The organism is Streptomyces sp. NBC_00354 (assembly GCF_036106915.1).
GTDB lineage: Bacteria > Actinomycetota > Actinomycetes > Streptomycetales > Streptomycetaceae > Streptomyces.
On record NZ_CP107983.1, the window covers coordinates 1,047,151 to 1,067,506 of the forward strand.

At 73.6% G+C, this 20,356-nt stretch carries 18 protein-coding genes; 12 read left to right on the forward strand and 6 right to left on the reverse strand.

What is annotated here, in order from left to right:
* The first annotated feature begins 5 nt into the window (after nucleotides 1–5).
* From OHT74_RS04965 to OHT74_RS04975, 3 genes are all read left to right on the forward strand, one after another.
* Nucleotides 6–1,334: a glycoside hydrolase family 18 protein gene (locus OHT74_RS04965; protein ID WP_328619477.1), complete on the forward strand. Its 1,329-nt coding sequence runs from the start codon at nucleotides 6–8 to the stop codon at nucleotides 1,332–1,334.
* 77 nt (nucleotides 1,335–1,411) lie between these two features.
* On the forward strand, nucleotides 1,412–2,596 hold the full coding sequence (locus OHT74_RS04970) for a serpin family protein (RefSeq protein ID WP_328619478.1): 1,185 nt from the start codon (nucleotides 1,412–1,414) through the stop codon (nucleotides 2,594–2,596).
* Nucleotides 2,593–3,477 (forward strand): aldo/keto reductase, encoded by an 885-nt coding sequence (locus OHT74_RS04975; protein ID WP_328619479.1) that lies wholly within the window; start codon nucleotides 2,593–2,595, stop codon nucleotides 3,475–3,477. Before OHT74_RS04970 ends, OHT74_RS04975 begins: the two co-directional genes overlap by 4 nt.
* On the opposite strand, the gene OHT74_RS04980 is transcribed toward OHT74_RS04975, so the two are convergent.
* Both OHT74_RS04980 and OHT74_RS04985 read right to left on the reverse strand, forming a co-directional pair.
* Nucleotides 3,460–4,437, reverse strand: coding sequence for a PfkB family carbohydrate kinase (locus tag OHT74_RS04980; RefSeq protein WP_328619480.1), 978 nt, complete (start codon nucleotides 4,435–4,437; stop codon nucleotides 3,460–3,462). The two genes, OHT74_RS04975 and OHT74_RS04980, sit on opposite strands and share 18 nt — an antisense overlap.
* Before the next feature lie 2 nt (nucleotides 4,438–4,439).
* Nucleotides 4,440–5,078 (reverse strand): bifunctional 4-hydroxy-2-oxoglutarate aldolase/2-dehydro-3-deoxy-phosphogluconate aldolase, encoded by a 639-nt coding sequence (locus OHT74_RS04985; protein ID WP_328619481.1) that lies wholly within the window; start codon nucleotides 5,076–5,078, stop codon nucleotides 4,440–4,442.
* A gap of 135 nt (nucleotides 5,079–5,213) precedes the next feature.
* On the opposite strand from OHT74_RS04985, the gene OHT74_RS04990 reads away from it, so the two are divergent.
* Nucleotides 5,214–6,011 carry an IclR family transcriptional regulator gene (locus OHT74_RS04990; RefSeq protein WP_266661014.1) on the forward strand — a complete coding sequence of 266 codons (798 nt, stop codon included), beginning with the start codon at nucleotides 5,214–5,216 and terminating at the stop codon, nucleotides 6,009–6,011.
* A 77-nt stretch (nucleotides 6,012–6,088) separates the two neighbouring features.
* Here OHT74_RS04990 and OHT74_RS04995 read toward each other — a convergent pair whose 3' ends face one another.
* The gene (locus OHT74_RS04995; RefSeq protein WP_323139532.1) at nucleotides 6,089–6,331 is read right to left on the reverse strand and encodes a hypothetical protein; all 243 of its coding nucleotides are present in this window, start codon (nucleotides 6,329–6,331) and stop codon (nucleotides 6,089–6,091) included.
* A 27-nt stretch (nucleotides 6,332–6,358) separates the two neighbouring features.
* Between OHT74_RS04995 and OHT74_RS05000 the strand changes: the two genes are divergently transcribed.
* From OHT74_RS05000 to OHT74_RS05020, 5 genes are all read left to right on the forward strand, one after another.
* Nucleotides 6,359–6,646: a hypothetical protein gene (locus tag OHT74_RS05000; RefSeq protein ID WP_328619482.1), complete on the forward strand. Its 288-nt coding sequence runs from the start codon at nucleotides 6,359–6,361 to the stop codon at nucleotides 6,644–6,646.
* 76 nt (nucleotides 6,647–6,722) lie between these two features.
* Nucleotides 6,723–8,498: a sigma-70 family RNA polymerase sigma factor gene (locus tag OHT74_RS05005; RefSeq protein WP_328619483.1), complete on the forward strand. Its 1,776-nt coding sequence runs from the start codon at nucleotides 6,723–6,725 to the stop codon at nucleotides 8,496–8,498.
* Nucleotides 8,499–8,597: 99 nt separating this feature from the next.
* Entirely contained in the window at nucleotides 8,598–11,102 is a 2,505-nt protein-coding gene (locus tag OHT74_RS05010; RefSeq protein ID WP_328619484.1) for a DEAD/DEAH box helicase, read from the forward strand.
* Nucleotides 11,103–11,200: 98 nt separating this feature from the next.
* A complete protein-coding gene (gene sigJ, locus OHT74_RS05015; RefSeq protein WP_328619485.1) occupies nucleotides 11,201–12,073 on the forward strand; it encodes an RNA polymerase sigma factor SigJ in 873 nt (290 codons plus the stop codon).
* A gap of 117 nt (nucleotides 12,074–12,190) precedes the next feature.
* Nucleotides 12,191–13,414: an NAD(P)/FAD-dependent oxidoreductase gene (locus OHT74_RS05020; RefSeq protein WP_328619486.1), complete on the forward strand. Its 1,224-nt coding sequence runs from the start codon at nucleotides 12,191–12,193 to the stop codon at nucleotides 13,412–13,414.
* Here OHT74_RS05020 and OHT74_RS05025 read toward each other — a convergent pair.
* Complete coding sequence (locus OHT74_RS05025; protein ID WP_328619487.1) at nucleotides 13,411–14,802, reverse strand: glutamate decarboxylase; 1,392 nt, start codon at nucleotides 14,800–14,802, stop codon at nucleotides 13,411–13,413. The genes OHT74_RS05020 and OHT74_RS05025 overlap by 4 nt on opposite strands.
* Before the next feature lie 292 nt (nucleotides 14,803–15,094).
* Between OHT74_RS05025 and melC1 the strand changes: the two genes are divergently transcribed.
* Together melC1 and melC2 are read left to right on the forward strand one after the other, a co-directional pair.
* Nucleotides 15,095–15,493 (forward strand): apotyrosinase chaperone MelC1, encoded by a 399-nt coding sequence (melC1, locus tag OHT74_RS05030; RefSeq protein WP_266661026.1) that lies wholly within the window; start codon nucleotides 15,095–15,097, stop codon nucleotides 15,491–15,493.
* A complete protein-coding gene (melC2, locus tag OHT74_RS05035) occupies nucleotides 15,490–16,341 on the forward strand; it encodes a tyrosinase MelC2 (RefSeq protein WP_328619488.1) in 852 nt (283 codons plus the stop codon). Before melC1 ends, melC2 begins: the two co-directional genes overlap by 4 nt.
* Here melC2 and OHT74_RS05040 read toward each other — a convergent pair.
* Nucleotides 16,293–17,030: a response regulator gene (locus OHT74_RS05040; RefSeq protein ID WP_266661030.1), complete on the reverse strand. Its 738-nt coding sequence runs from the start codon at nucleotides 17,028–17,030 to the stop codon at nucleotides 16,293–16,295. The two genes, melC2 and OHT74_RS05040, sit on opposite strands and share 49 nt — an antisense overlap.
* Nucleotides 17,027–18,631 carry a sensor histidine kinase gene (locus tag OHT74_RS05045; RefSeq protein ID WP_328619489.1) on the reverse strand — a complete coding sequence of 535 codons (1,605 nt, stop codon included), beginning with the start codon at nucleotides 18,629–18,631 and terminating at the stop codon, nucleotides 17,027–17,029. Before OHT74_RS05045 ends, OHT74_RS05040 begins: the two co-directional genes overlap by 4 nt.
* A 108-nt stretch (nucleotides 18,632–18,739) precedes the next feature.
* Here OHT74_RS05045 and OHT74_RS05050 point away from each other — a divergent pair, with 108 nt between their 5' ends.
* Nucleotides 18,740–20,098 (forward strand): cation:dicarboxylate symporter family transporter, encoded by a 1,359-nt coding sequence (locus tag OHT74_RS05050; RefSeq protein ID WP_328619490.1) that lies wholly within the window; start codon nucleotides 18,740–18,742, stop codon nucleotides 20,096–20,098.
* The last annotated feature ends 258 nt before the right edge of the window (nucleotides 20,099–20,356 follow it).

Genomic DNA, 20,356 nt, shown 5'->3' on the forward strand with positions numbered 1-20,356 from the left:
AGCCCATGCGCCGCAGCATGCCCGGCAGGCTGGCCGTCGCCGCCTGTTCGCTCTCCCTGCTCACCGCCCTCGCACCGTCTGCCGCCGCCGCGCAAGGCGACAGCGGTCACGACCGCTCGTACAAGCGGGTCGGGTACTTCACCCAATGGGGCGTCTACGGACGGGACTTCCAGGTCCAGGACCTCGAGACGAGCGGCACCGCCGGCAAGCTCACCCACATCAACTACGCCTTCGGCAACATCAGCGCGGAGGGCAAGTGCTTCACCGGGAACATGCCGGGTGAGGCCGACGCCTGGGCCGACTACGCACGCCCGCTCGACGCCGCGAATTCCGTCGACGGGGTCGCCGACAGCGCCGGGCAGCCGCTCGCCGGGAACTTCAACCAGCTGCGCGAGCTCAAGGCCAAGCACCCGGGCCTCAAGGTCCTGCTCTCGCTGGGCGGTTGGAGCTGGTCCACGCACTTCTCGGACGCCGCGCTCACCCCGGCCTCCCGCAAGGCCCTCGTACAGTCCTGCATCGACCTCTACATCAAGGGCAATCTGCCGCAGGACGGCGCCCGCGGCGGCGCCGGCGCGGCGGCCGGCGTCTTCGACGGGATCGACCTCGACTGGGAATGGCCCGGCTCGGAGGGTGACACGGACACCAAGTTCCGGCCGGAGGACAAGCAGAACTTCACGGCGCTGGTCAAGGAGTTCCGTACACAGCTCGATGCGTACGCGCGCAGCCAGAAGAGGAGGGAGAAGTACGAGCTGACCGCCTTCGTCCCGACCGCCCCCGCCAAGATCGACGCAGGCTTCGACGTCCGCCGCATCATGCGCGACCTCGACTTCGTGACCCTCCAGGGCTACGACTTCCACGTCTCCGGCGAGCCCACCACCGCCCAGCAGTCCGCGCTCCACGCCCGCGGCGACTTCAGCGTGGACGGCACGGTGGAGGCCTGGCGCCACCGCGGGGCGCCGGCGCACAAGCTGGTGATGGGCATGCCGTTCTACGGGCAGGGCTGGACCGGTGTCAGCGGCGGCGGGGACGGCATGGGGCAGCCGGCGACGGGCCCGGCCCCGGCGACCTGGGCGGCCGGGTACGAGGACTACAAGGCGCTGAAGAAGCTCGCCGATTCGGGCACGTACCAGGTCTACCGCGACCGGCGCGGCGGCCACGCCTGGCTGTTCGACGGCAGCACCCTGTGGACGTACGACGACCCGCAGGTGCTGCGGAACAAGGCCGAGTACGTCCGCGAGAACGGCCTGGGCGGCGCGATGTTCTGGTCGCTGGACGCGGACACCGCCGACGGCGAGCTGATGACGGCCGTCGACCGGGGCCTGCACGGCCGCTGACCGGCCAGAAGACCGGCGCCGCCGGGCCGCGGAAAACGACCCGGCCCGGCGGCGCCCCACCACGTACGCTCCCCGGCATGAGGAACACGACGGTACGGGCGGTCAACCGACTCACCACGCGCTGGGCCCGGCAGGCGGTGACCGGCGGCAAGGGCACCGTCCTCACGGCAGCCGGGATCTGGCCCCTGCTGGCGTTCCTCGCCGACGGCGCGGGCGGCCCGGCCCGCGCCGAACTCGCCGAAGCCCTCGGCATATCCGCCGGGTCCGCGGCCGCGACCGCCCGGGAGCTGCTGGCCGATCTGGCCGGCGTACGAGGCCTCCAGGCGGCCACCGGGCTGTGGGCCAAGGCGGACCTGCCCCTGCACGAACCCTGGCTGGCCGGACTGCCAGACGGCGCCCGCTCCACCCTGACCGGCGACGAGGACACCGACCGCAAGGCCCTCGACGGGTGGGCGGCGGACCGGACCGGCGGGCTGATCGAGCGGATGCCCCTCTCCATCGAGAGGGACACCTTGCTGGTCCTCGCCTCGGCGCTCGCGCTGCGGCTGAAGTGGATCCAGCCCTTCCGAACCGGAGCCGTCGATCTGTCCGAGGGCCCGTGGGCCGGGCGGTCGGCGCTCGCGCTGTACCGCAGCACCTGTCTCCTGGACCGCGCCCGGGTGGCGCACTCGCCGACCGGCCCGGTGACGCTGCTCGAAGTGGTCGGCGACGGCGGGGTGGACGTCCACCTGGTGCTGGGCGAGCCCGCCGCCCGCCCGGGGGAGGTGCTCGCCGCCGGCGCCGCCGTCGTCACCCGGGCCGTGCCGTCGACGGGCGCGAGCCTGCTTCCCGAGGGAAACCCGGGGCCGGGGCTGCGCATCGGGACGGTCCGGTCGCCCGATCGTGAACCCCGCCTGTGGGTCGAGACGGTGGCTTTCGATGTCAGCGCGGACCACGATCTCCTCGACCACGCCCGGCTGTTCGGCCTGCACACCGCTGTGGACACCCGCTCCGGGCATTTCCCCGGCATCAGCTCCGACCCGCTGGCCGTCAACTCGGCCCGCCAGTCGGCGATGGCCCGCTTCCACGCCGAGGGCTTCGAAGCCGCGGCCGTGACCGCTGTCGGTTCGGCCGCGGGCTGCGCCGCCCCCCGCTACCGGTACCGGGTCCGCCATGCCGGGGTCGCCTTCCACCGGCCCTTCGGCTTCCTCGCCGTCCACCGCACCTCCCGCCTGGTGCTCGCCGCGGGCTGGGTCGCCGAGCCGGTTAACCTCAGCCCATGACCTCCGAAACGATCACCGCGGCAGCATCCGGCACATGGCGGCTCGGTGACCTCACCGTCCGCCGCATCGGCTTCGGCGCCATGCGCCTGACGCAGCTCGCCGACGGCTCCCCCAGCGACCGTGAACGGGTGACTTCCGTACTGCGCCGGGCCGTCGAGCTCGGCGTGAACCACATCGACACCGCTGCCTTCTACTTCTCTCCGCTGCGCTCCGCCAACGAGCTGATCAACCGGGCCTTGGCCCCGTACGCCGACGACCTCGTCATCACCACCAAGGTGGGTCCGGGCCGGGACTCCGCCGGCGAGTGGTGGTGGGCCACCCCCGAGCAGCTGCGCGGGCAGGTCGAGGAGAACCTGCGCCAGCTGGGCCGGGACCACCTCGACGTGGTCAACCTGCGTGTACCGCGCCGCGAGACGACCGGTTCGATCGCCGAGCACTTCGGCGCCCTCGCCGAGCTGCGTACGGCCGGGCTCGTCCGCCACCTCGGCGTGTCCAACGTACGGCCCGACCACCTCGCCGAAGCACAGGCCATCGCGCCGGTCGTGTGCGTGCAGAACCCGTACGGGATCGGCTCCCCGGCCGAGGACCACGCCTTCCTCGACGCATGCGGGCAGCAGGGCGTCGCCTTCGTGCCGTTCTTCGCGATCGCCGGCGCGGGCAAGGAGGCCGGGGTGGTCGCGGAGGAGGCCGAGCAGGTACGGACCGTGGCCAAGGCCCACGGCGTGTCGGCGGCGCAGCTGCGGCTCGCCTGGACCCTGAACCGCGGCCCGCACGTCCTGGCCATCCCGGGCACCGGGAACCCCGACCACCTGGTCGAGAACATCGCCACCGGGGCGCTGCGGCTGTCCCCGGAGGAGATCGCGCTACTCGAAGCCGCCTGAGGCGGCGGCCAGGGCTGCCGTTTCGGGGAACGCGGGGACGTGGCCCGTGCCGCCGCGGCCGGACACCGACAGGGAGGCAGCCGCCATGCCGTACGCGACGGCGTCGGCGAGGCGGTCACCCAGGGCGAGCCGGGCCGTGGCGGTGCCGGTGAAGCAGTCCCCGGCTCCGGTCGCGTCGACCGGAGCCGGGTTGACGGGTACGGGATGGTGTTCCGCCCGCGTGCCGTCGTCGAGCAGCAGCCGGTCGGCGCCCGCGGTGACGACGACCGTACGGGCGCCGAGGGCCCGGTAGCGGGCGGCGGCGGTGCGCGGATCGCCGGTGCCGACCAGGGCCTGCGCATCGGCCGGACAGGAGGTCTTGAGCAGCCCGGTCAGCGGGGCGATCCGGCCGAGCAGCTCCCGTGCGTCGGCCCGACCGGTCAGGCGGGGACGGAAGTTGGCGTCGTACGTGACGTGCCCGCCGGCGTCGTGCACGGCCTCGGCGGCGGCCACCACCGCGTCGCGGCTGCTCGGGGACAGTGCGCCGGTGATACCGCTGGTGACCAGGGCCCTCGCGCCGGTCAGCAGGTCCCGCCAGGACTCGATGTGCCGGGTGGAGAGGGTGGAACCGGCGCTGTGGGTGCGCCAGTAGACGAAGGCCCGGTCGCCCTCGGTGTCGGAGCCGAGCAGGTAGGCGCCGTTGGGGCGCGGGGCGCGGCGTACGTGGGAGACGTCCACGCCGAGCTCGGCCGCGCGGTGCAGCAGCGGGACGCTGAGCTCGTCGTCGCCGACGACGGCGAGCAGGGCCGTCCGTGCCCCGGCGGCCGCGGCGGCGGCTGCCGCGTTGAGGGCGTCGCCGGAGTAGGAGATCCGGGCCCCGGTGCCGTCGGCGGCTTCGTTGAGGGCGCTGTCGGCGTGGATCTCGACGAGGACCTCGCCGAGGACGAGTACGTCGTAGCCGGTACGGGGCGCGGGCGCCATGCTCAGCGCCCCGCGCCGGAGCAGCCGGAGCAGCACGGCCGGGCCAGCCCGGCGAAGACGGCGGCCAGTTCACCCGGAGCGTCGGGCAGGCCGCTGCCGATGCCGACGGCGGCCGCCCCGGCCGCGAGCCATTCCGGGATCTCGCCGAGCCGGATGCCGCCGGTCGGGATGAACAGTGCCTCGGGCAGGACCGCCTTGAGGGAGCGGATGAACCGGGGGCCGCCGACGTGCGCCGGGAACACCTTGGCGGCGCCCGCGGACCGGACGGCGGAGGCGATCTCGCCCGGGGTGAAGCCGCCCTCGACGAAAACCGCCCGGCGGCGTGCGGCGACGGCGCGGACCTCGGGGGCCGGGTAGGGGGAGATCAGGAAGGCCGCACCCGCGTCGAGGGCGGTCTCGGCCTCGGTCGCGGTGGTCACGGTGCCGACGCCGATCAGGGCGGGCCGGTCGTACGCGTCGGCGAGCGGGGCGGTCCGGGCGACGGCCTCGGCCCAGCCGGGGGTCGAGGTGGTCAGCTCGACCGTGCGGCAGCCGGCGGCCAGCAGGGTGGTGGTCCGGTGGACGGCTTCTTCCGCGTCGGCGTTGCGCAGCACCGGCAGCAGGCACTGGGCGGCCATGGCGTCGTACGGGTGGCAGGACAAAGGGACCCCTCCATCTGTTCCCGGCAGCAGTTGCCGTCCACGCAGGACAGTTGTTCCACGTAATGGCACGCTGTACCGTGTACCGGAACGCTTCTCGCAGACCCTACCCCCACCCGCCCTGCCTTTGGAGAGCGCATGCCCGACGACGGGGACACGACGGACGAGGCCGGGGGCCCCGCGCGCGGTGGCCGGACCTCGGCGGCCGGCACGGCGCTGGAGAAGTCGATGCGGATCCTGGAGGCCGTGGCAGCGCCCGGCGGGCCGCACCGGCTCACCGATGTGGTGGCGGCCGCAGCCGTGCCGAAGTCGAGCACCTTCCGCATCCTCGCCTCGCTGATCGAGCAGGGCTTCGTACGCCCCGAAAGCGAATCGCGGTACGGGGTGGGCCCCCGGCTGCGCGGACTGTCCGCCCTGGTCAGTGGCAGCGAGCCGCAGAGCATCGGGCGGATCCTCGGCGAGCTGCGCGAGGCCACCGGCCAGACGGTCCACCTCGCCCTGCACAGCGGGGAGACGCTCACCTACATCCGGAAGCTGGAGAGCGACCAGCCCTTCCAGACGGCCTCCCGGGTAGGGATGCGGATGCCGCTGCACAGCACCGCCATCGGCAAGGCCATCCTGGCGGACCTGCCCGAGGAGGAGGTGCGGGCGCTGATCGCGGGCGCGGGGCTGCCGCGCCGCACGCCGCGGACGCTGACCGGCCCGGCGGCGCTGCTGGCGGAGCTGGAGGCGGTACGGGCCCGGGGCTTCGCCGTGGACGACGAGGAGAACGAGCCGACGATCCGGTGCATCGGCGCCGCGATCCCCGGCCCGGCAGGCCGGCCGGTCGGCGGGGTCAGCGTCACCACGGTCACCTTCCTCGTCTCCCGCGAGGAGATCGAGGCGTACGCGCCGGCCCTGCGCTCGGCCACGGAGGCGCTGGCTCCGCTGCTGTAGAGCAAGGTCCGGACACGGGAGGGGTCCCACGCCCGGACACGGACGCGGGACCCCTCACCGGTCGGCCCGGTGTGCGCTCAGCCGCGGAGCCCGGAACCGGCCAGAGCCTCGGGCCGATCGCCCGGGCCGCCGGCTCCGCCCGAACCGCCCCGGCCCCGCGCGGCCCCTGCCGGCAGGACCACCGCCGCCGCCACGGCCACCGCTGCGGCCAGCGCCCCGGCGGCGCCCAGCGTCAGCGCGTCGGGCGAGGTCAGTGCCTGCCCGCGCAGGGCCTGCCAGGTCGTCAGCCCGACCACCCCGGCGTACCCGAACCCCGCCACCACTACGAGGCGCGGCCGCACCCCCGTGTGGAGGCCCTCACCGCCGCGATGGGCTCCGTCCTGTCGGTCGGGCACGAGGACTACATCGGCCACCTGGACGAGTTCGCGGCAGCCGCGGAGCTGGTCGCCTCCGCCGACCTAGCCTTCGTGGCCGGCCGGCAGCGACCGGAGGAACTCGTGGAGCGGGTGGTGGTGGGCACCGTACTGGGGGACGCCATGCTGGTGGCCATGCGGCGGCTCGCCCAGGTGGACGCCTCGGCGCGGCGCTATCCTCCGCAGGCTCCGGAAAGTTCTTCAGGTTCTTCTTCCGGATAACCGTTATCCGGGCCGCGCTCGACGGTCTCCCAGGTATCGGGCATCATCGACCGCCGGTACGGACAGGGAACCTCACATGACTACACAGCACACGGCAGCGCTGGTGGCAGCCGCCCGCGCGGGCGATGCCCGCGCGCAGGACGAGCTGGTCGGCACCTACCTGCCGCTCGTCTACAACATCGTCGGGCGCGCCCTGAACGGCTCCGTCGACGTGGACGACGTGGTGCAGGACACGATGCTGCGGGCGCTCGACGGGCTGGGCACCCTGCGGTCGGACGAGAGTTTCCGGTCCTGGCTGGTCGCGATCGCCATGAACCGGGTGCGGGCGCACTGGCAGGCGCGGCACAGCGCCCCCGGCGAGAGCGGACTCGAGGCGGCCTGGGAGCTGGCCGACCCGGGCGCCGACTTCGTGGACCTGACCGTCCTGCGGCTCCAGCTCGAAGGCCAGCAGCGGGAGACGGCCCGCGCCACCCGCTGGCTGGAGACCGACGACCGGGCGCTGCTGTCGCTGTGGTGGCTGGAGTGCGCCGGAGAGCTGACCCGTGCCGAGGTGGCCGCGGCCCTCGAACTGTCCCCGCAGCACACGGCGGTACGGGTGCAGCGGATGAAGGCGCAGCTGGAGTCGGCCCGGGTGGTCGAGCGGGCGCTGGGCACGCAGCCCCCGTGCGAGGGTCTGCGTGGGGTGACGGCCGCCTGGGACGGGGTGCCGTCGACGCTGTGGCGCAAGCGAATAGCCCGGCACGCGCGCGAGTGCGTACGGTGCGCAGGACTGTGGAGCGGACTGCTCCCGGCGGAGGGGCTGCTGGCGGGTCTGGCCCTGGTCCCGGTCTCGGTGGCCCTGCTGGCCGGCGTACGGGCTGCCGCGGCGGGCGGCATCGTCCCGGCGGGCGCGGCGTACGCGTACGACGGCGGCGCGGGCGCCCAGGCGGGCGGCCCCGGCGACCCGGGGACGGGCACGGGCACGGGATTCGACGGAACGGGATTCGACGGAACGGACTTCGGCGGCACGAACTTCGGCAGCACGGGATTCGACGGGACGGACTTCTCCGACGCCGCGACCCAGCTCACCCCCACCGTCTCCGGTCAGGGCGGCATACCGGACGCCGCCCCCGGCGGCGGCCGCAGCGTCCTGCGCAAACGCCGGCAGGGCCGCCGCCGCGCGGTCGGCGGCGCCGTGCTCGCCGCGTGCGTCGCGGGCGGCGGGCTCGCCTACCTCGGCGGCTTCCCCGGCTCGGACGACAAGGAGACCGGCGCCGCGCCCGCCGCCCCGCTCTCCGCGCTGTCGGCGCCCGACGCCGGCTCGGCGTCCCCCTCGGATTCGGCCTCGCCCTCCGCGTCCGCCTCCCCCTCGCCGTCGGCCTCCGCCTCGCCGAGCCCGTCCGCCGAGAGCCCGAGTCCGAGCCCGTCGCCGACCAAGTCCAAGGCGCCGGCGCCGCGCCCGCCCGCGCCGGCTCCGGCGCCCGCCCCGGCAGGGGTCGCGGGCCAGGTCATCGCACTGGTCAACTCCGAGCGTGCGGCGGCCGGCTGCGGCCCCCTGAAGGAGGACTCGCAGCTGCGGGCGGCCGCCCAGGGGCACTCCGACGACATGGCGGCCCGGGACTTCTTCGCGCACACCAACCCCGACGGCGCCGACCCGGGGAAGCGCACGACGGCCTCCGGGTACCGCTGGTCGACGTACGGGGAGAACATCGCGAAGGGCCAGCAGACCGCGGCCTCGGTCATGGACTCCTGGATGAAGAGCCCGGGCCACCGCGCCAACATCCTCAACTGCTCCTTCAAGGACATCGGCGTCGGCATCCACACGGGCCCGGGCGGCCCTTGGTGGACGCAGAACTTCGGCGCCAAGATGTGACCCGGACGCTCCGCTCGAGCAGGCCCCGAATGCTTCAAATTTCGTGCAGGATGGGGACTGGAGCCGAAGAGGCTGATCAGAGCAGACGGAGTACGGCACATGGCGAAGAAAGAGCTCCGGCCGCACCAGCGCGAGGCCGTCGACGCCGTACTCCGGGCGCTCGAGCTGCCGGCCGGCGGCCGGGTGCCCGGGACCGGGCTGCGGACCCAGGTGATCATGGCCACCGGCTCCGGGAAGTCCCTGGTCGCCGTGCGCTCCGCCGAGGAGCTGCGGGCCGGGCGGGTGCTGGTCCTCGTGCCCTCGCTGGACCTGCTCGTACAGACGGTGACGGCGTGGCGGGAGGGCGGCCGGACCGGGCGCGCCCTCGCCGTGTGCTCGCTGCGCGCCGAGGACGCGGGCGTACCGGCCACCACCGATCCGGCCGAACTGGCCCGCCGGGCGGGCCCGTCGGCGGACCGGCTGACGGTGTTCGCCACGTACGCGTCGCTGGGCCTCGGCACGATCGAGCGCGCCCACCTCGCCGGACTGCCGGGCTGGGACCTGGTCGTGGTCGACGAGGCGCACCGTACGTCCGGTCGGATCGGCAAACCGTGGGCCGTGGTCCACGACAACATCCGGATCCCCTCCGTCCGGCGGCTGTACATGACGGCCACGCCGCGGGTCTGGCAGGACGGCGCGGAGCCGGAGGAGGGAGAAGAGTCCGCACAGCCCGAGGACGGCGGCCGCGGGCGGGGCGATCTCGTCGCGTCCATGGAGGACGACCCCGACGGCCCCTTCGGCGCGCGCTGCCACACCCTGTCCCTCGCGGAGGCCATCGACCGCGGCATCTGCGCCCCGTACCGGGTGGTGTGCGTGGACGTCAGCGATCCGGGGTTCCAGGCGGCGGTGCTGCTGGGCGCCGACGGGCGCTCGGACGCCGTGCGCGGGGCGCGGCTGGCGGCCCTGCAGGCGGCACTGATCAAGGCCGCCGCCGACCAGGGGTTCCGGCGGACCCTGGTCTTCCACCACCTGACCAGGGAGGCCGAGGCCTTCGCGGCCGGGCTGCCGGCGGTGGCGCAGCGGCTGCGGGACGCGCGTGACACGCCGGAGCCGGCGTATCCCCGTACCGTCTGGGCGGACTGGCTGTGCGGGCAGCACACGGCGGCGCACCGGCGGCGGGTGCTGGACGCGTTCGCGGCGGACGGCGTCGCCGACAAGGCCTTCCTCGGCAGTGTCCGGGTGCTGGGCGAGGGCGTGGACACGAAGGAGTGCGATTCCGTCTTCTGGGCCGACGTACGGGGGTCCATGCCGGACCTGGTCCAGGCCGTCGGGCGGGCTCTGCGCATTCACCCCGGCGAGGGCAAGGTCGCTTCGCTGGTCGTCCCGGTGCTGCTGGGGCCGGGCGAGACGCCCGAGTCGATGCTGACCTCGCGCTCGTACGGGGACCTCGCGCGGCTGCTGGAGGCGCTGCGGGCGCACGACACCCGGCTCGTCGAATCGCTGGCGCAGCCGCAGGCGCCGAGCCGGCCGCGGGCGGAATCCGCGACCGAGGGCGTGACGGGCGCCGGCATGCGGACCGGGGCGCAGGCCCTGCTGAGCTTCTCGACACCCCGGGATCCGGCGCTGCTGGCGACGTTCATCCGGCTGCGCGTGCTGCATCCGGAGCGCGAGCACTGGCGGCGCGGGGTGGAGGCCGCCCGGATCTACGCGGCCAGGGCCGGGGATCTGCGGGTGCCGTTCAGCTTCAAGGTCCCGAAGGCGCCGAAGACGCCCCGGACCCCGCCCGCTACGGCGGCCCTGCCCGGCACGCATCCGGCCGCCGAGGCCTGGCCGCCCGGGCTGGCCCGGTTCCCGCTCGGCCAGTGGATCGCGGACGTGCGGCGCACCCACCGCCGGGGCGCCCTCGGCCGGGAGCGCGTCGCACAGCTCGACGAACTCGGCATGGTGTGGAGCCACTTCGACGTGGCCTTCGAGGAGGGCCTCGCGGCGGCCCGCGGCTGGGCGGCGGAACACGGCCACCTGCTGCCGCCCGTGGAGGCCACCTGGCGCGGCGCGCCGGTCGGGGTGTGGGTCAAGAACCAGCGGGCCGCCGCCCGCCGCGAGGGCCCCGGCGCCCTGCCCGGGGAACGCCGGGAGGCCCTGGAGGCCATCGACGCGTCCTGGTGCCCGGCCTGGGAGATCTCCTGGCAGCGCGCCTTCCACCTGACCCGCGTCCACCTGGACGCGGGCGGCCGACTGCCGCTCACCCCGGGCGAGGTGGTCGTACAGGGCGAGGACCTGGGCCGGTGGGTCCGTACCCAGCGGCTGGCCTGGGAGCAGCTGACCTGGGCGCAGCGCTGGCTGCTGGAGCACACGCTGGGCGTGACCGGGGCGAGCGCCGCCGAGCGCCCGCAGCCGCGGCGCACGCAGGCCGAGAAATGGGCGGAACACCTGGCCGCGGCCCGCCAGTTCCACACCCGCGAGCAGCACCTCCGGGTCCCCCGCAAGCACGTGGAACGGGTCGGCGGCCGGGAGTTGCAGCTGGGCGCGTGGATCGCCAACCAGCGCTCGCGCGCGTCGGCCCTCGCCCCGGACCGCGTCGCGGCCCTCGACGCACTCGGCATGCGCTGGCCGGCGTCCGCCTGAGCGGCGCCCGGCCGGGGGATGTGGCTGGCTAGGATGCGCCGGGTGCCCGGGACCGACACGGGCACGGACAGGGACAGGGACAGGGAGAGGCTTCGGCTGTGACGGCGGAGAGCGAGGCGCATCGCGTCTTCCACGAGCACCGGGGTCTGCTCCATGCGGTCGCGTACCGCGTCCTGGGCCGGGCCGCCGACGCCGAGGACGTCGTCCAGGAGGCCTGGCTGCGCTGGAGCCGGGTGAACGCGGAGCAGGTCGCCGATGCCGAGGGCTATCTGGTCCGGGTGACCACCCGGCTGGCCATCGACCGGCTGCGCAGCGCCCGGGCCCGCCGGGAGTCGTACGTGGGGCCGTGGCTGCCCGAGCCGCTCCTGACCGGCCCGGACGTCGCGGACGACGTGGCCCTGGCGGACACCGTGTCCACCGCGATGCTGCTGATCCTGGAGTCGCTGTCGCCGCTGGAGCGGGCCGTGTTCGTCCTGCGCGAGGCGTTCGGGTACGCGTACGCGGAGATCGGCGACATCGTCGGCCGCGACGAGGCCGCGGTACGCCAGACCGCCCGCCGGGCCCGGGCGCACGTGGAGGACCGGCGGACCCGCTACGACACGGACCTGGCGGTGCGCCGCCGCGTGACGCAGCGGTTCCTGGAGGCCAGCTCGGGCGGCGACGTCGCGTCGATGCTGGAGGTGCTGGCGCCGGGCGTCACCCTGGTCAGCGACGGCGGCGGCCTGGCCCCCGCGCCGCGCAAGGCGATCCAGGGCGCGGAGCTGGTGGCGCATGCGTTCGCCACATTCACCCGGCGGCTGCCGGAGCAGCTCGGCATCGAGCTGGTCGAGGTCAACGGCGGGCCGGGCATCGTCGCGTATTCGGCCGGGATTCCGGTCACCGTACTGGTGCTGCACCTGGTGGACGGTGCCGTGGACACCATCCACCTGATCGCGAACCCGGAGAAGCTGACCGGGATGCGAGCCGCCTGAGCGGGTGTGACGCGGGGCACATCGGGTCCGCGTCACGCGGCGGCGGTGCCGTCTCGTCCGTGGGGTGACATGCCGGGGCGGCACGGCCCCCGGCGGAGCCTCACCAGGAGGTCAGCCATGACCACCCCCTCGAACCCCGGCACGCCCCACCGCGTACTGGTCCTCGGCGGCGGCTACACGGGCCTGATGGCCGCGATCCGCACCGCTCGCCGCACCCGCCGCAGCGGTGGCCGGGTCACCCTGGTCAACCCCTCCGGCCGGTTCACCGAGCGGCTGCGGCTGCACCAGCTCGCCACGGGCCAGCAGCTGGCCGACCACCGGATCGCGGACCTGCTCGCCGGCACCGGCGTCGAGTTCGTGCAGGGCCGGGCGACCGCAATCCGCGCCGACCGCCGCGAGGTCGCGGTCGAGACCGCCGACGGCAGCCGCGTACTGGCGTACGACACGCTGGTCCACGCGACCGGCAGCGTCTGCGACACCGGCGCCGTCCCGGGCGCCGACACCCACGCGTACACCTTCGACGACGCCGCAGCGGCCCTCGAGCTGGCCGGGAGACTGCCGGCGATCGCCGCCGTGGGCGGCACGGTCGCGGTGTGCGGCGGCGGGCTCACCGGGGTGGAGACGGCTGCCGAGATCGCCGAGTCCTGGCCGGGCCTGCGGGTCGAACTGCTCAGCCGGGACGTCCCCGCGGCCATGCTCGGCGAGCGCGCCCGGGGCTACCTGGAGCGGGTGCTGGAGCGGCTCTGCGTGCGGGTGCGCACCGGCGCGGAGGTCGTCAAGGTCCTGCCGGACGGTGTGGCGCTGGCCGGGGGCGGGTACGTCCCCGCCGACGCGGTCGTGTGGACCACCGGCGTACGGGTGCCCGCACTGGCCGCCGACGCGGGCCTGACCACCGACAGCCGGGGCCGGATCGTCACCGACCCCACCCTGCGCTCGGTCTCCCACCCGTCGGTGTACGCGGTGGGCGACGCCGCCGCCGTCGGCCAGGCGTACGGGGTCGTGCACGGCACGTGCCAGAGCGGCATCCCCACGGCCGTGTACGCCGCCGACGCCATCTCCCGGCGGCTGGCCGGCCGCGAGCCCCGGCCGTTCCGGTTCGGGTACGTCCACCAGCCGGTCAGCCTCGGCCGCCTGGACGCGGTCATCCAGTTCACCCACGGCGACGACACCCCGCGCCGCTGGTACCTCACGGGGCGGGCCGCCGTGGCGTACAAGGAGTCCGTCAGCAGCAGCCCGCTCCCCGCGTTCCGCATGTCACGGCGGTACGTGATCCCCGCGCGCGCGATGTGGACCCGCGGCGGCAGCCGCAACCGCCCCGCATCGAGCCCGAGCGGAGGCTAGTGATGGAACCCGGAGCGGGGTTCGGTCGCCGGGACCGGCGGGGGTGTGGCGGTGAGGTGGTCCACCGCCTGGCGCAGGTCCTCGACGAGCAGGGCGATCTGGTCGCGGGTCACGCCGTGCCGGATCAGCACGCGCTGGATGACGGTGTCGTCGCGGCCGGCCGGCAGCGGGTACGAGGGCACCTGCCAGCCGCGCATCCGCAGCCGGTCGGAGAGGTCGTAGAGGGTGAACCCGGCCGCGGCCTGGTCGGTGAGCCGGTAGGAGACGGCGGGGAGGCCGCCGAGGCCGTCGTAGAGCAGGGTGAACGGGCCCATGGCGGCGATCTCCCCGGCCAGGTACTGGGCGGTGGCGACGCAGGCCTCGTGGACGCGCTTGTAACCGGCGCGGCCGAGCCTGAGGAACAGGTAGTACTGGGCGATGACCTCGCCGCCGGGGCGGGAGAAGTTGAGGGCGAAGGTCGGCATGTCGCCGCCGAGGTAGTCCACGTCGAAGACGAGCTCCTTGGGCAGCAGGTCGGCGGTGCGCCACACGATCCAGCCGACGCCGAGGGGCGCGAGCCCGTACTTGTGCCCGGAGGTGTTGACGGACGCGACGCGCGGCAGCCGGAAGTCCCACACCACGTCGGGGTGGAGGAAGGGGGCGACGAAGCCGCCGCTGGCCCCGTCCACGTGGACCGGGATGTCCCAGCCGTGCTCGGCCTGGATCCGGTCGAGTTCGGCGGCGATATCGGCGACGGGCTCGTAGTCGCAGGTGTAGGTGACGCCGACGATGGCGACGACGCCGATGGTGTTCTCGTCGACGTACTCGGCGAGCTGATGGGGGCGCAGGCCGGTGGCGTCGGGTTCGAGAGGGACCGGGCGCAGTTCGACGTCGAAGTAGCGGGCGAACTTCTCCCAGCAGATCTGGACGGGCCCGCACACCAGGTTGGGCCGGTCGGTGGGGAGGCCCTGGGCCTGGCGGCGGGTGCGCCAGCGGAATTTGAGGGCGAGGCCGCCGAGCATGGCGGCCTCGCTGGATCCGGTGGTGGAGCAGCCGGTGGCCGCACCGCCGGCCGGTGCGTTCCACAGGTCGGCCAGGATGTTGACGCAGCGGGCCTCGATCTCGGCGGTCTGCGGGTACTCGTCCTTGTCGATCATGTTCTTGTCGAGGCACTGGTTCATCAGCCGGTGCACGCCGTCGTCGGACCAGGTGGTGCAGAAGGTGGCCAGGTTCTGGGCCGCGTTGCCGTCGAGGAGGAGCTCGTTGCTGAGCAGCTCGTAGACCACCTCGGTGGGCGAGTGATCGTCGGGCATCCGGTGCTTGGGGAGGATCTGGCCGCTCAGCGCGGACGTGAACACGTCCGTGTCGGCGTCACGGGCGGGTACGTCTTTCGTCTCATGAAGAGCCATATCCGGACTATAGGTGACTGATCATCACAAAGGCGGCTTCGACCCCCTCGGCGGAGGATTCGGGCGCCACCACCGAGAGCTTCCAGCCGACTCCGCGGTGTGACCCCCTCCATAGGGGCCGCGCGCGACAGGACAACTTACTGTCGAGTAGGCTTCTGTTCGAAGATCTTCCCGTCCGAGCCGCCGAAGCCCGTTCGGACGGGAAGATCGACCAACTGGTTCTATGGGCAACTTATCCACGCATGTCCGGATACCGGTCAACGACCTTTGCCGTCCTGATACTTCTCGGCCCATGAACAAGATCACCCGCCGGCAGGCCTTGGGCACCACTGCCGGCGCTCTCACCGTCCTCGGCATCGCCGGCGCCACCGCGCACGCAGCCGCCACCGACTCCCGCGCCTCCCTACCCACCGGCACGGTCGACGAGGTGTACCAGGGCCGCCGCATACAGATCACCCCGGGCGGGGGCGGCCACCACGGCGGCCACCACGGGGGCGGCCACGACGGACTGGCGACCGTCCGGATAGACGGCCGCGAACTGCACGTCATGCGCAACGCCGACGGCACCTGGATCAGCGTGGTCAACCACTACGAGACCTTCGCCGATCCGGCCTCGCTCGCCCGCGCCGCCGTGCGCGAGCTGCAGGGCGCCGTCCTCGCCCCGTTCGCGCCCATGGGAGGCACGGCATGACCGTCCGCAAGAACCAGGCCGCCCTCACCGCCGAGGAGAAGCGCGCCTTCACCAGTGCGCTGCTCGAGCTCAAGCGCACCGGTACCTACGACCGGTTCGTCACGACCCACAACGGGTTCATCATGGCCGACACGGACTCGGGCGACCGGGTCGGCCACCGCTCGCCCTCGTTCCTGCCCTGGCACCGCCGCTTTCTGCTGGAGTTCGAGGCCGAGCTGCAGAAAGTGGACCCGAAGGTTTCGCTCCCTTACTGGGACTGGAGCGCGGACCGCACCACCCGCTCCTCCCTCTGGGCCGCCGACTTCCTGGGCGGCACCGGCCGGGCGCGCGACGGACAGGTCCTCGACGGGCCGTTCGCGTCCGCCAACGGCAAGTGGCCGATAAACGTGCGGGTGGACGGGCGCGCGTACCTGCGCCGGGCGCTCGGCGCGGGAGTGGCCGAGCTGCCGACGAAGGCCGAGGTGGACGCCGTGCTCAACATGCCGGTGTACGACATGGCCCCCTGGAACAGCTCCTCGAACGGTTTCCGCAACCACCTGGAGGGCTGGCGCGGCGCCAACCTCCACAACCGGGTGCACGTGTGGGTCGGCGGCCAGATGGGCACCGGCGTCTCCCCCAACGACCCGGTGTTCTGGATGCACCACGCCTTCGTCGACAAGCTGTGGGCCGAATGGCAGGCCCGCAACCCGAAGTCTACGTACCTGCCGGCCGCGGGCACCACGAACGTCGTCGACCTGCACGACACCATGCGGCCGTGGAACGACGTGACCCCGGCGGACATGCTGGACCACCGGAAGTTCTACACCTTCGACACCGAGCCGGTCCCGGCCGCCGCCAGCCAGCGGTAGTGCAGTTCGGGGCGGCCGACCTGGCCGTACCGGGGGGTGCGGTCCGCCCGCCCGGTGTCCACCAGGTGCTCCAGGTAGCGGCGGGCGGTGATCCGGGAGATCCCGGCCGCCTCGGCCGCCCCCGCGGCGGTCAGCCCCTCGGGCGCCGCCCGCAGCAGCGCGCCGACCCGGTCCAGGGTCGGCGCGCTGAGCCCTTTCGGGAGCTCGGCGGGGCCCGGGGCGCGCAGGGCGGCGAGCGCCCGGTCCACATCGTCCTGGCCGGCCGCCTCCCCCGCCGTCGCGCGGAACTCGGCGTAGCGCAGCAGCCGTTCGCGCAGTGTCGGGAAGGCGAACGGCTTCAGTACGTACTGGACCACGCCGAGCGAGACGCTCTCGCGGACCACGGCCAGGTCCCGCGCCGAGGTCACCACGATCACGTCCACGGGATGACCGGACGCCCGCAGCCGGCGGGCGAAGCGCAGCCCGTGCCCGTCGGGCAGGGTGAGGTCGAGAAGCAGCAGGTCGACCCGGGTCCGCTCCAGGACCCGGGTGGCCTCGGCGAGCGAGTGGACGGCGCCGACGGCGGTGAAGCCGGGCACCCGCCCGACGTACAGGGCGTGCGCGTCGGCGGCGACGGGGTCGTCCTCGACCACCAGTACCCGCACCCCGGATATCGCGGGCGCCTCACGTGCGTCGCGTGCGTCGCTCATGGCGTCGGCTCCCTTCGCACGGGCAGTCGTACGGTGAACTCGGCTCCGCCGTCCGGCCCTTCGGCGGCGATCGCGCTGCCTCCGTGCCGGTGGGCCACCTGGCGGACCAGGGCGAGGCCGAGGCCGCGCCCCTCTCCCTTGCCCGACCAGCCGCGCAGGAACACATCGGCCGCGGCGCCCGTGGGCAGGCCGGGTCCGTTGTCGGTGACGCGGAGCAGCAGTGCGTCCTCCTCGGGCCGGACGGTGACCGCGATCCTGGCGGCGGGGACGCCGGTGAGGGCGTCGACGGCGTTGTCGAGGAGGTTGCCGAGCACGGTGACGAGGTCCCGGGCCGGGACGGTTCCGGTCCGGCCGTCGACGGCGCGGCTGTCGGGGGTGAGGACCAGCTCGACGCCCCGCTCGTGCGCCTGGGCGGCCTTGCCCAGCAGCAGCGCCACCAGGACGGGTTCTCCGACGCCGGTGACCACTTGGTCGGTGAGGGCCTGGGCCAGTTCCAGTTCGGCGGTGGCGAATTCCACTGCCTCGTCCGCGCGGCCGAGTTCGATGAGGGAGACCACGGTGTGCAGCCGGTTGGCCGCCTCGTGGGCCTGGGACCGCAGCGCCTCGGTGAATCCCCGCTCCTGATCCAACTCTCCGGTGAGCGACTGGAGTTCGGTGTGGTCGCGCAGGGTGACCACGGTGCCGCGGCGGCCGCCGCCCGCGACGGGCGAGCTGTTGAGGACCAGCACCCGGTCCGTGGTCAGGTGCACCTCGTCCACCCGGGGCCGGTCGGCGAGCAGGGCGCCGGTGAGCGGTGCGGGCAGACCGAGGTCGGCGGCGCCGGTGCCCCTGACGTCCCCCTGCAGGCCGAGCAGTTCGCGCCCGGCGTCGTTGATCAGGGTGATCCGGCGCTGGCCGTCGAGCATCAGCAGGCCCTCGCGGACCCCGTGCAGGGCGGCCTGGTGGTAGTCGTACATCCGGCTGAGCTCGGCCGCGTTCATCCCGTGCGTGTGCCGGCGCAGCCGGGCGTTGACGATGTACGTGCCGAGTCCGCCGAGGGCGAGCGCGCCGGCCGCGACCCAGGCGAGGACGGAGAGCTGTTCGGCGAGCCGGGCGCTGATCGCACGGACGGTGATGCCGGAGCTGACCATGCCGACGACCTTGCCGTCGTCCATGAGCGGGGTGACCACGCGGATGGAGGGCCCGAGGGTGCCGGTGTAGGTCTCGCTGAAGGTCTCGCCGCGCAGGGCGGGGGCGGTGTTCCCCATGAAGGGTTCGCCGATGCGGCGGGGGTCGGGGTGGGTCCAGCGCCGCCCGTCCGGGGCCATGATCGTCACGAAGTCCACCCCGGAGTCGACGCGGACCCGCTCGGCGTAGGGCTGGAGCGCGGCCGAGGGGTCGCCACCCTGTGCGGCGCCGCGTACCGCCTCGCGGACGGACGGGGAGTCGGCGACCGCGCGGGCCACGGCCCCCGCCTGGCGCCGGGCGGACTCCTCGGCCTGCCCACGGGCGGTGGCGTACGCGAAGACCGCGCAGCCGGCGACGACCACGGCGACCAGCAGCACCTGCATGGCGAAGAGCTGGCCGGCGAGGCTGCGCGGGGGTCGAGGGAACCGGAACATGGCGTTCAGTGTGCACCCGGCCATGAACTCAATGAACGCAAGGGTGACCGGGGTCACAGCCTCGGGCGATGGTCCTCCCGGGACGTATTCACCACCAGGAGGCGAGCCGTGGCCGGCAGACGCGACAAGACCCATTATCTGTACATCGCGGTGATCGCCGCGGTGCTTCTCGGCATCGCCGTCGGCTTCGCCGCACCGGACACGGCCGTGGAGCTCAAGCCGCTGGGCACCGGCTTCGTGAACCTCATCAAGATGATGATCTCGCCCGTGATCTTCTGCACGATCGTGCTGGGCATCGGGTCGGTGCGCAAGGCCGCGAAGGTCGGCGCCGTGGGCGGCCTCGCCCTCGGCTACTTCATGATCATGTCCACGGTGGCGCTGGCCATCGGGCTCCTCGTCGGGAACCTGCTCGAGCCGGGCAGCGGACTGCACCTGACGGAGGCCGTCAAGCACGCGGGAGAGGCGCAGGCCAAGGCGGGCGGGGCGCAGACCACGCCCGAGTTCCTGCTGGGGATCATCCCGACCACCCTGGTCTCCGCGTTCACCGGGGGCCAGGTGCTCCAGACGCTGCTCGTGGCGCTGCTGTGCGGGTTCGCGCTCCAGGCCATGGGCACGGCGGGCGAGCCGCTGCTGCGCGGGATCGGACATGTGCAGAAGCTGGTCTTCCGGGTACTGGCGATGATCATGTGGGCGGCGCCGGTGGGCGCGTTCGGCGCCATCGCGGCGGTGGTCGGTGCGACCGGGATCGACGCCCTGAAGTCGCTCGCCGTCATCATGATCGGCTTCTACACGACCTGTCTGCTCTTCGTGTTCGTGGTCCTCGGGACCCTGCTGCGGGTGTGCACCGGGATCAACGTCTTCTCGCTGCTGCGCTACCTGGGCCGCGAGTTCCTGCTGATCCTCTCCACCTCCTCCTCGGAGTCGGCGCTGCCCCGGCTGATCGCGAAGATGGAGCACCTGGGCGTCTCCAAGCCGGTCGTCGGCATCACGGTGCCGACGGGCTACTCGTTCAACCTGGACGGGACCGCGATCTACCTGACGATGTCCTCGCTGTTCATCGCGGAAGCGACGGGCAAGCCGCTGGCGATCGGCGAGCAGATCTCGCTGCTGCTGTTCATGATCGTGGCCTCGAAGGGCGCGGCGGGCGTGACCGGCGCGGGACTCGCGACGCTGGCGGGCGGGCTCCAGTCGCACCGGCCGGAACTCGTCGACGGTGTCGGGCTGATCGTGGGCATCGACCGCTTCATGAGCGAGGCCCGGGCGCTGACGAACTTCGCGGGCAACGCGGTGGCGACGGTGCTCATCGGCACCTGGACCAAGGAGTTCGACCGCGAGCGCGCCACCGAAGTCCTCGCGGGACGCCTGGAGTTCGACGAGACCACGCTGGTCGACGACGGCCACGGCACGGAGCTCCCCACCGTGCCCGGCCAGTCGCCGGCCGACACCAAGGAGGGCGTGCCGGCGTAACCGGCAGCGCCCCGTCAGGGGCCGGCCGGGCAGGGCTCGCCCCCACGGTGCCCAGCCCGGTCGGCCCTCACGTAGCCCCATGGTCGATTTTCGGCCATGGGGCTGTGAAGTGTCCTGCGGTAAAAGGTACTTCCATACCGGGGCACGCGTCTGACATCTTGCGTCCACCACTCGTTTCGTACGGCCCGGTAGGTGCCATGAGCACCACCGGGCCGTCTTCGGAGGACGCATTGATACCCCACATATCCAGCCGACCTC

Excerpts from the sequence above, each read along its gene's own strand:
- OHT74_RS04970 (WP_328619478.1), top strand. The coding sequence starts at position 1,412 with ATGAGGAACACGACGGTACGGGCGGTCAACCGACTCACCACGCGCTGG.
- OHT74_RS05045 (WP_328619489.1), bottom strand. The coding sequence starts at position 18,631 with ATGTTCCGGTTCCCTCGACCCCCGCGCAGCCTCGCCGGCCAGCTCTTC.
- melC2 (WP_328619488.1), top strand. The coding sequence starts at position 15,490 with ATGACCGTCCGCAAGAACCAGGCCGCCCTCACCGCCGAGGAGAAGCGC.
- OHT74_RS04975 (WP_328619479.1), top strand. The coding sequence starts at position 2,593 with ATGACCTCCGAAACGATCACCGCGGCAGCATCCGGCACATGGCGGCTC.
- OHT74_RS05010 (WP_328619484.1), top strand. The coding sequence starts at position 8,598 with ATGGCGAAGAAAGAGCTCCGGCCGCACCAGCGCGAGGCCGTCGACGCC.
- OHT74_RS05005 (WP_328619483.1), top strand. The coding sequence starts at position 6,723 with ATGACTACACAGCACACGGCAGCGCTGGTGGCAGCCGCCCGCGCGGGC.
- melC1 (WP_266661026.1), top strand. The coding sequence starts at position 15,095 with ATGAACAAGATCACCCGCCGGCAGGCCTTGGGCACCACTGCCGGCGCT.
- OHT74_RS05040 (WP_266661030.1), bottom strand. The coding sequence starts at position 17,030 with ATGAGCGACGCACGCGACGCACGTGAGGCGCCCGCGATATCCGGGGTG.
- OHT74_RS04990 (WP_266661014.1), top strand. The coding sequence starts at position 5,214 with ATGCCCGACGACGGGGACACGACGGACGAGGCCGGGGGCCCCGCGCGC.
- OHT74_RS05025 (WP_328619487.1), bottom strand. The coding sequence starts at position 14,802 with ATGGCTCTTCATGAGACGAAAGACGTACCCGCCCGTGACGCCGACACG.
- OHT74_RS05020 (WP_328619486.1), top strand. The coding sequence starts at position 12,191 with ATGACCACCCCCTCGAACCCCGGCACGCCCCACCGCGTACTGGTCCTC.
- OHT74_RS04965 (WP_328619477.1), top strand. The coding sequence starts at position 6 with ATGCGCCGCAGCATGCCCGGCAGGCTGGCCGTCGCCGCCTGTTCGCTC.
- OHT74_RS04980 (WP_328619480.1), bottom strand. The coding sequence starts at position 4,437 with ATGGCGCCCGCGCCCCGTACCGGCTACGACGTACTCGTCCTCGGCGAG.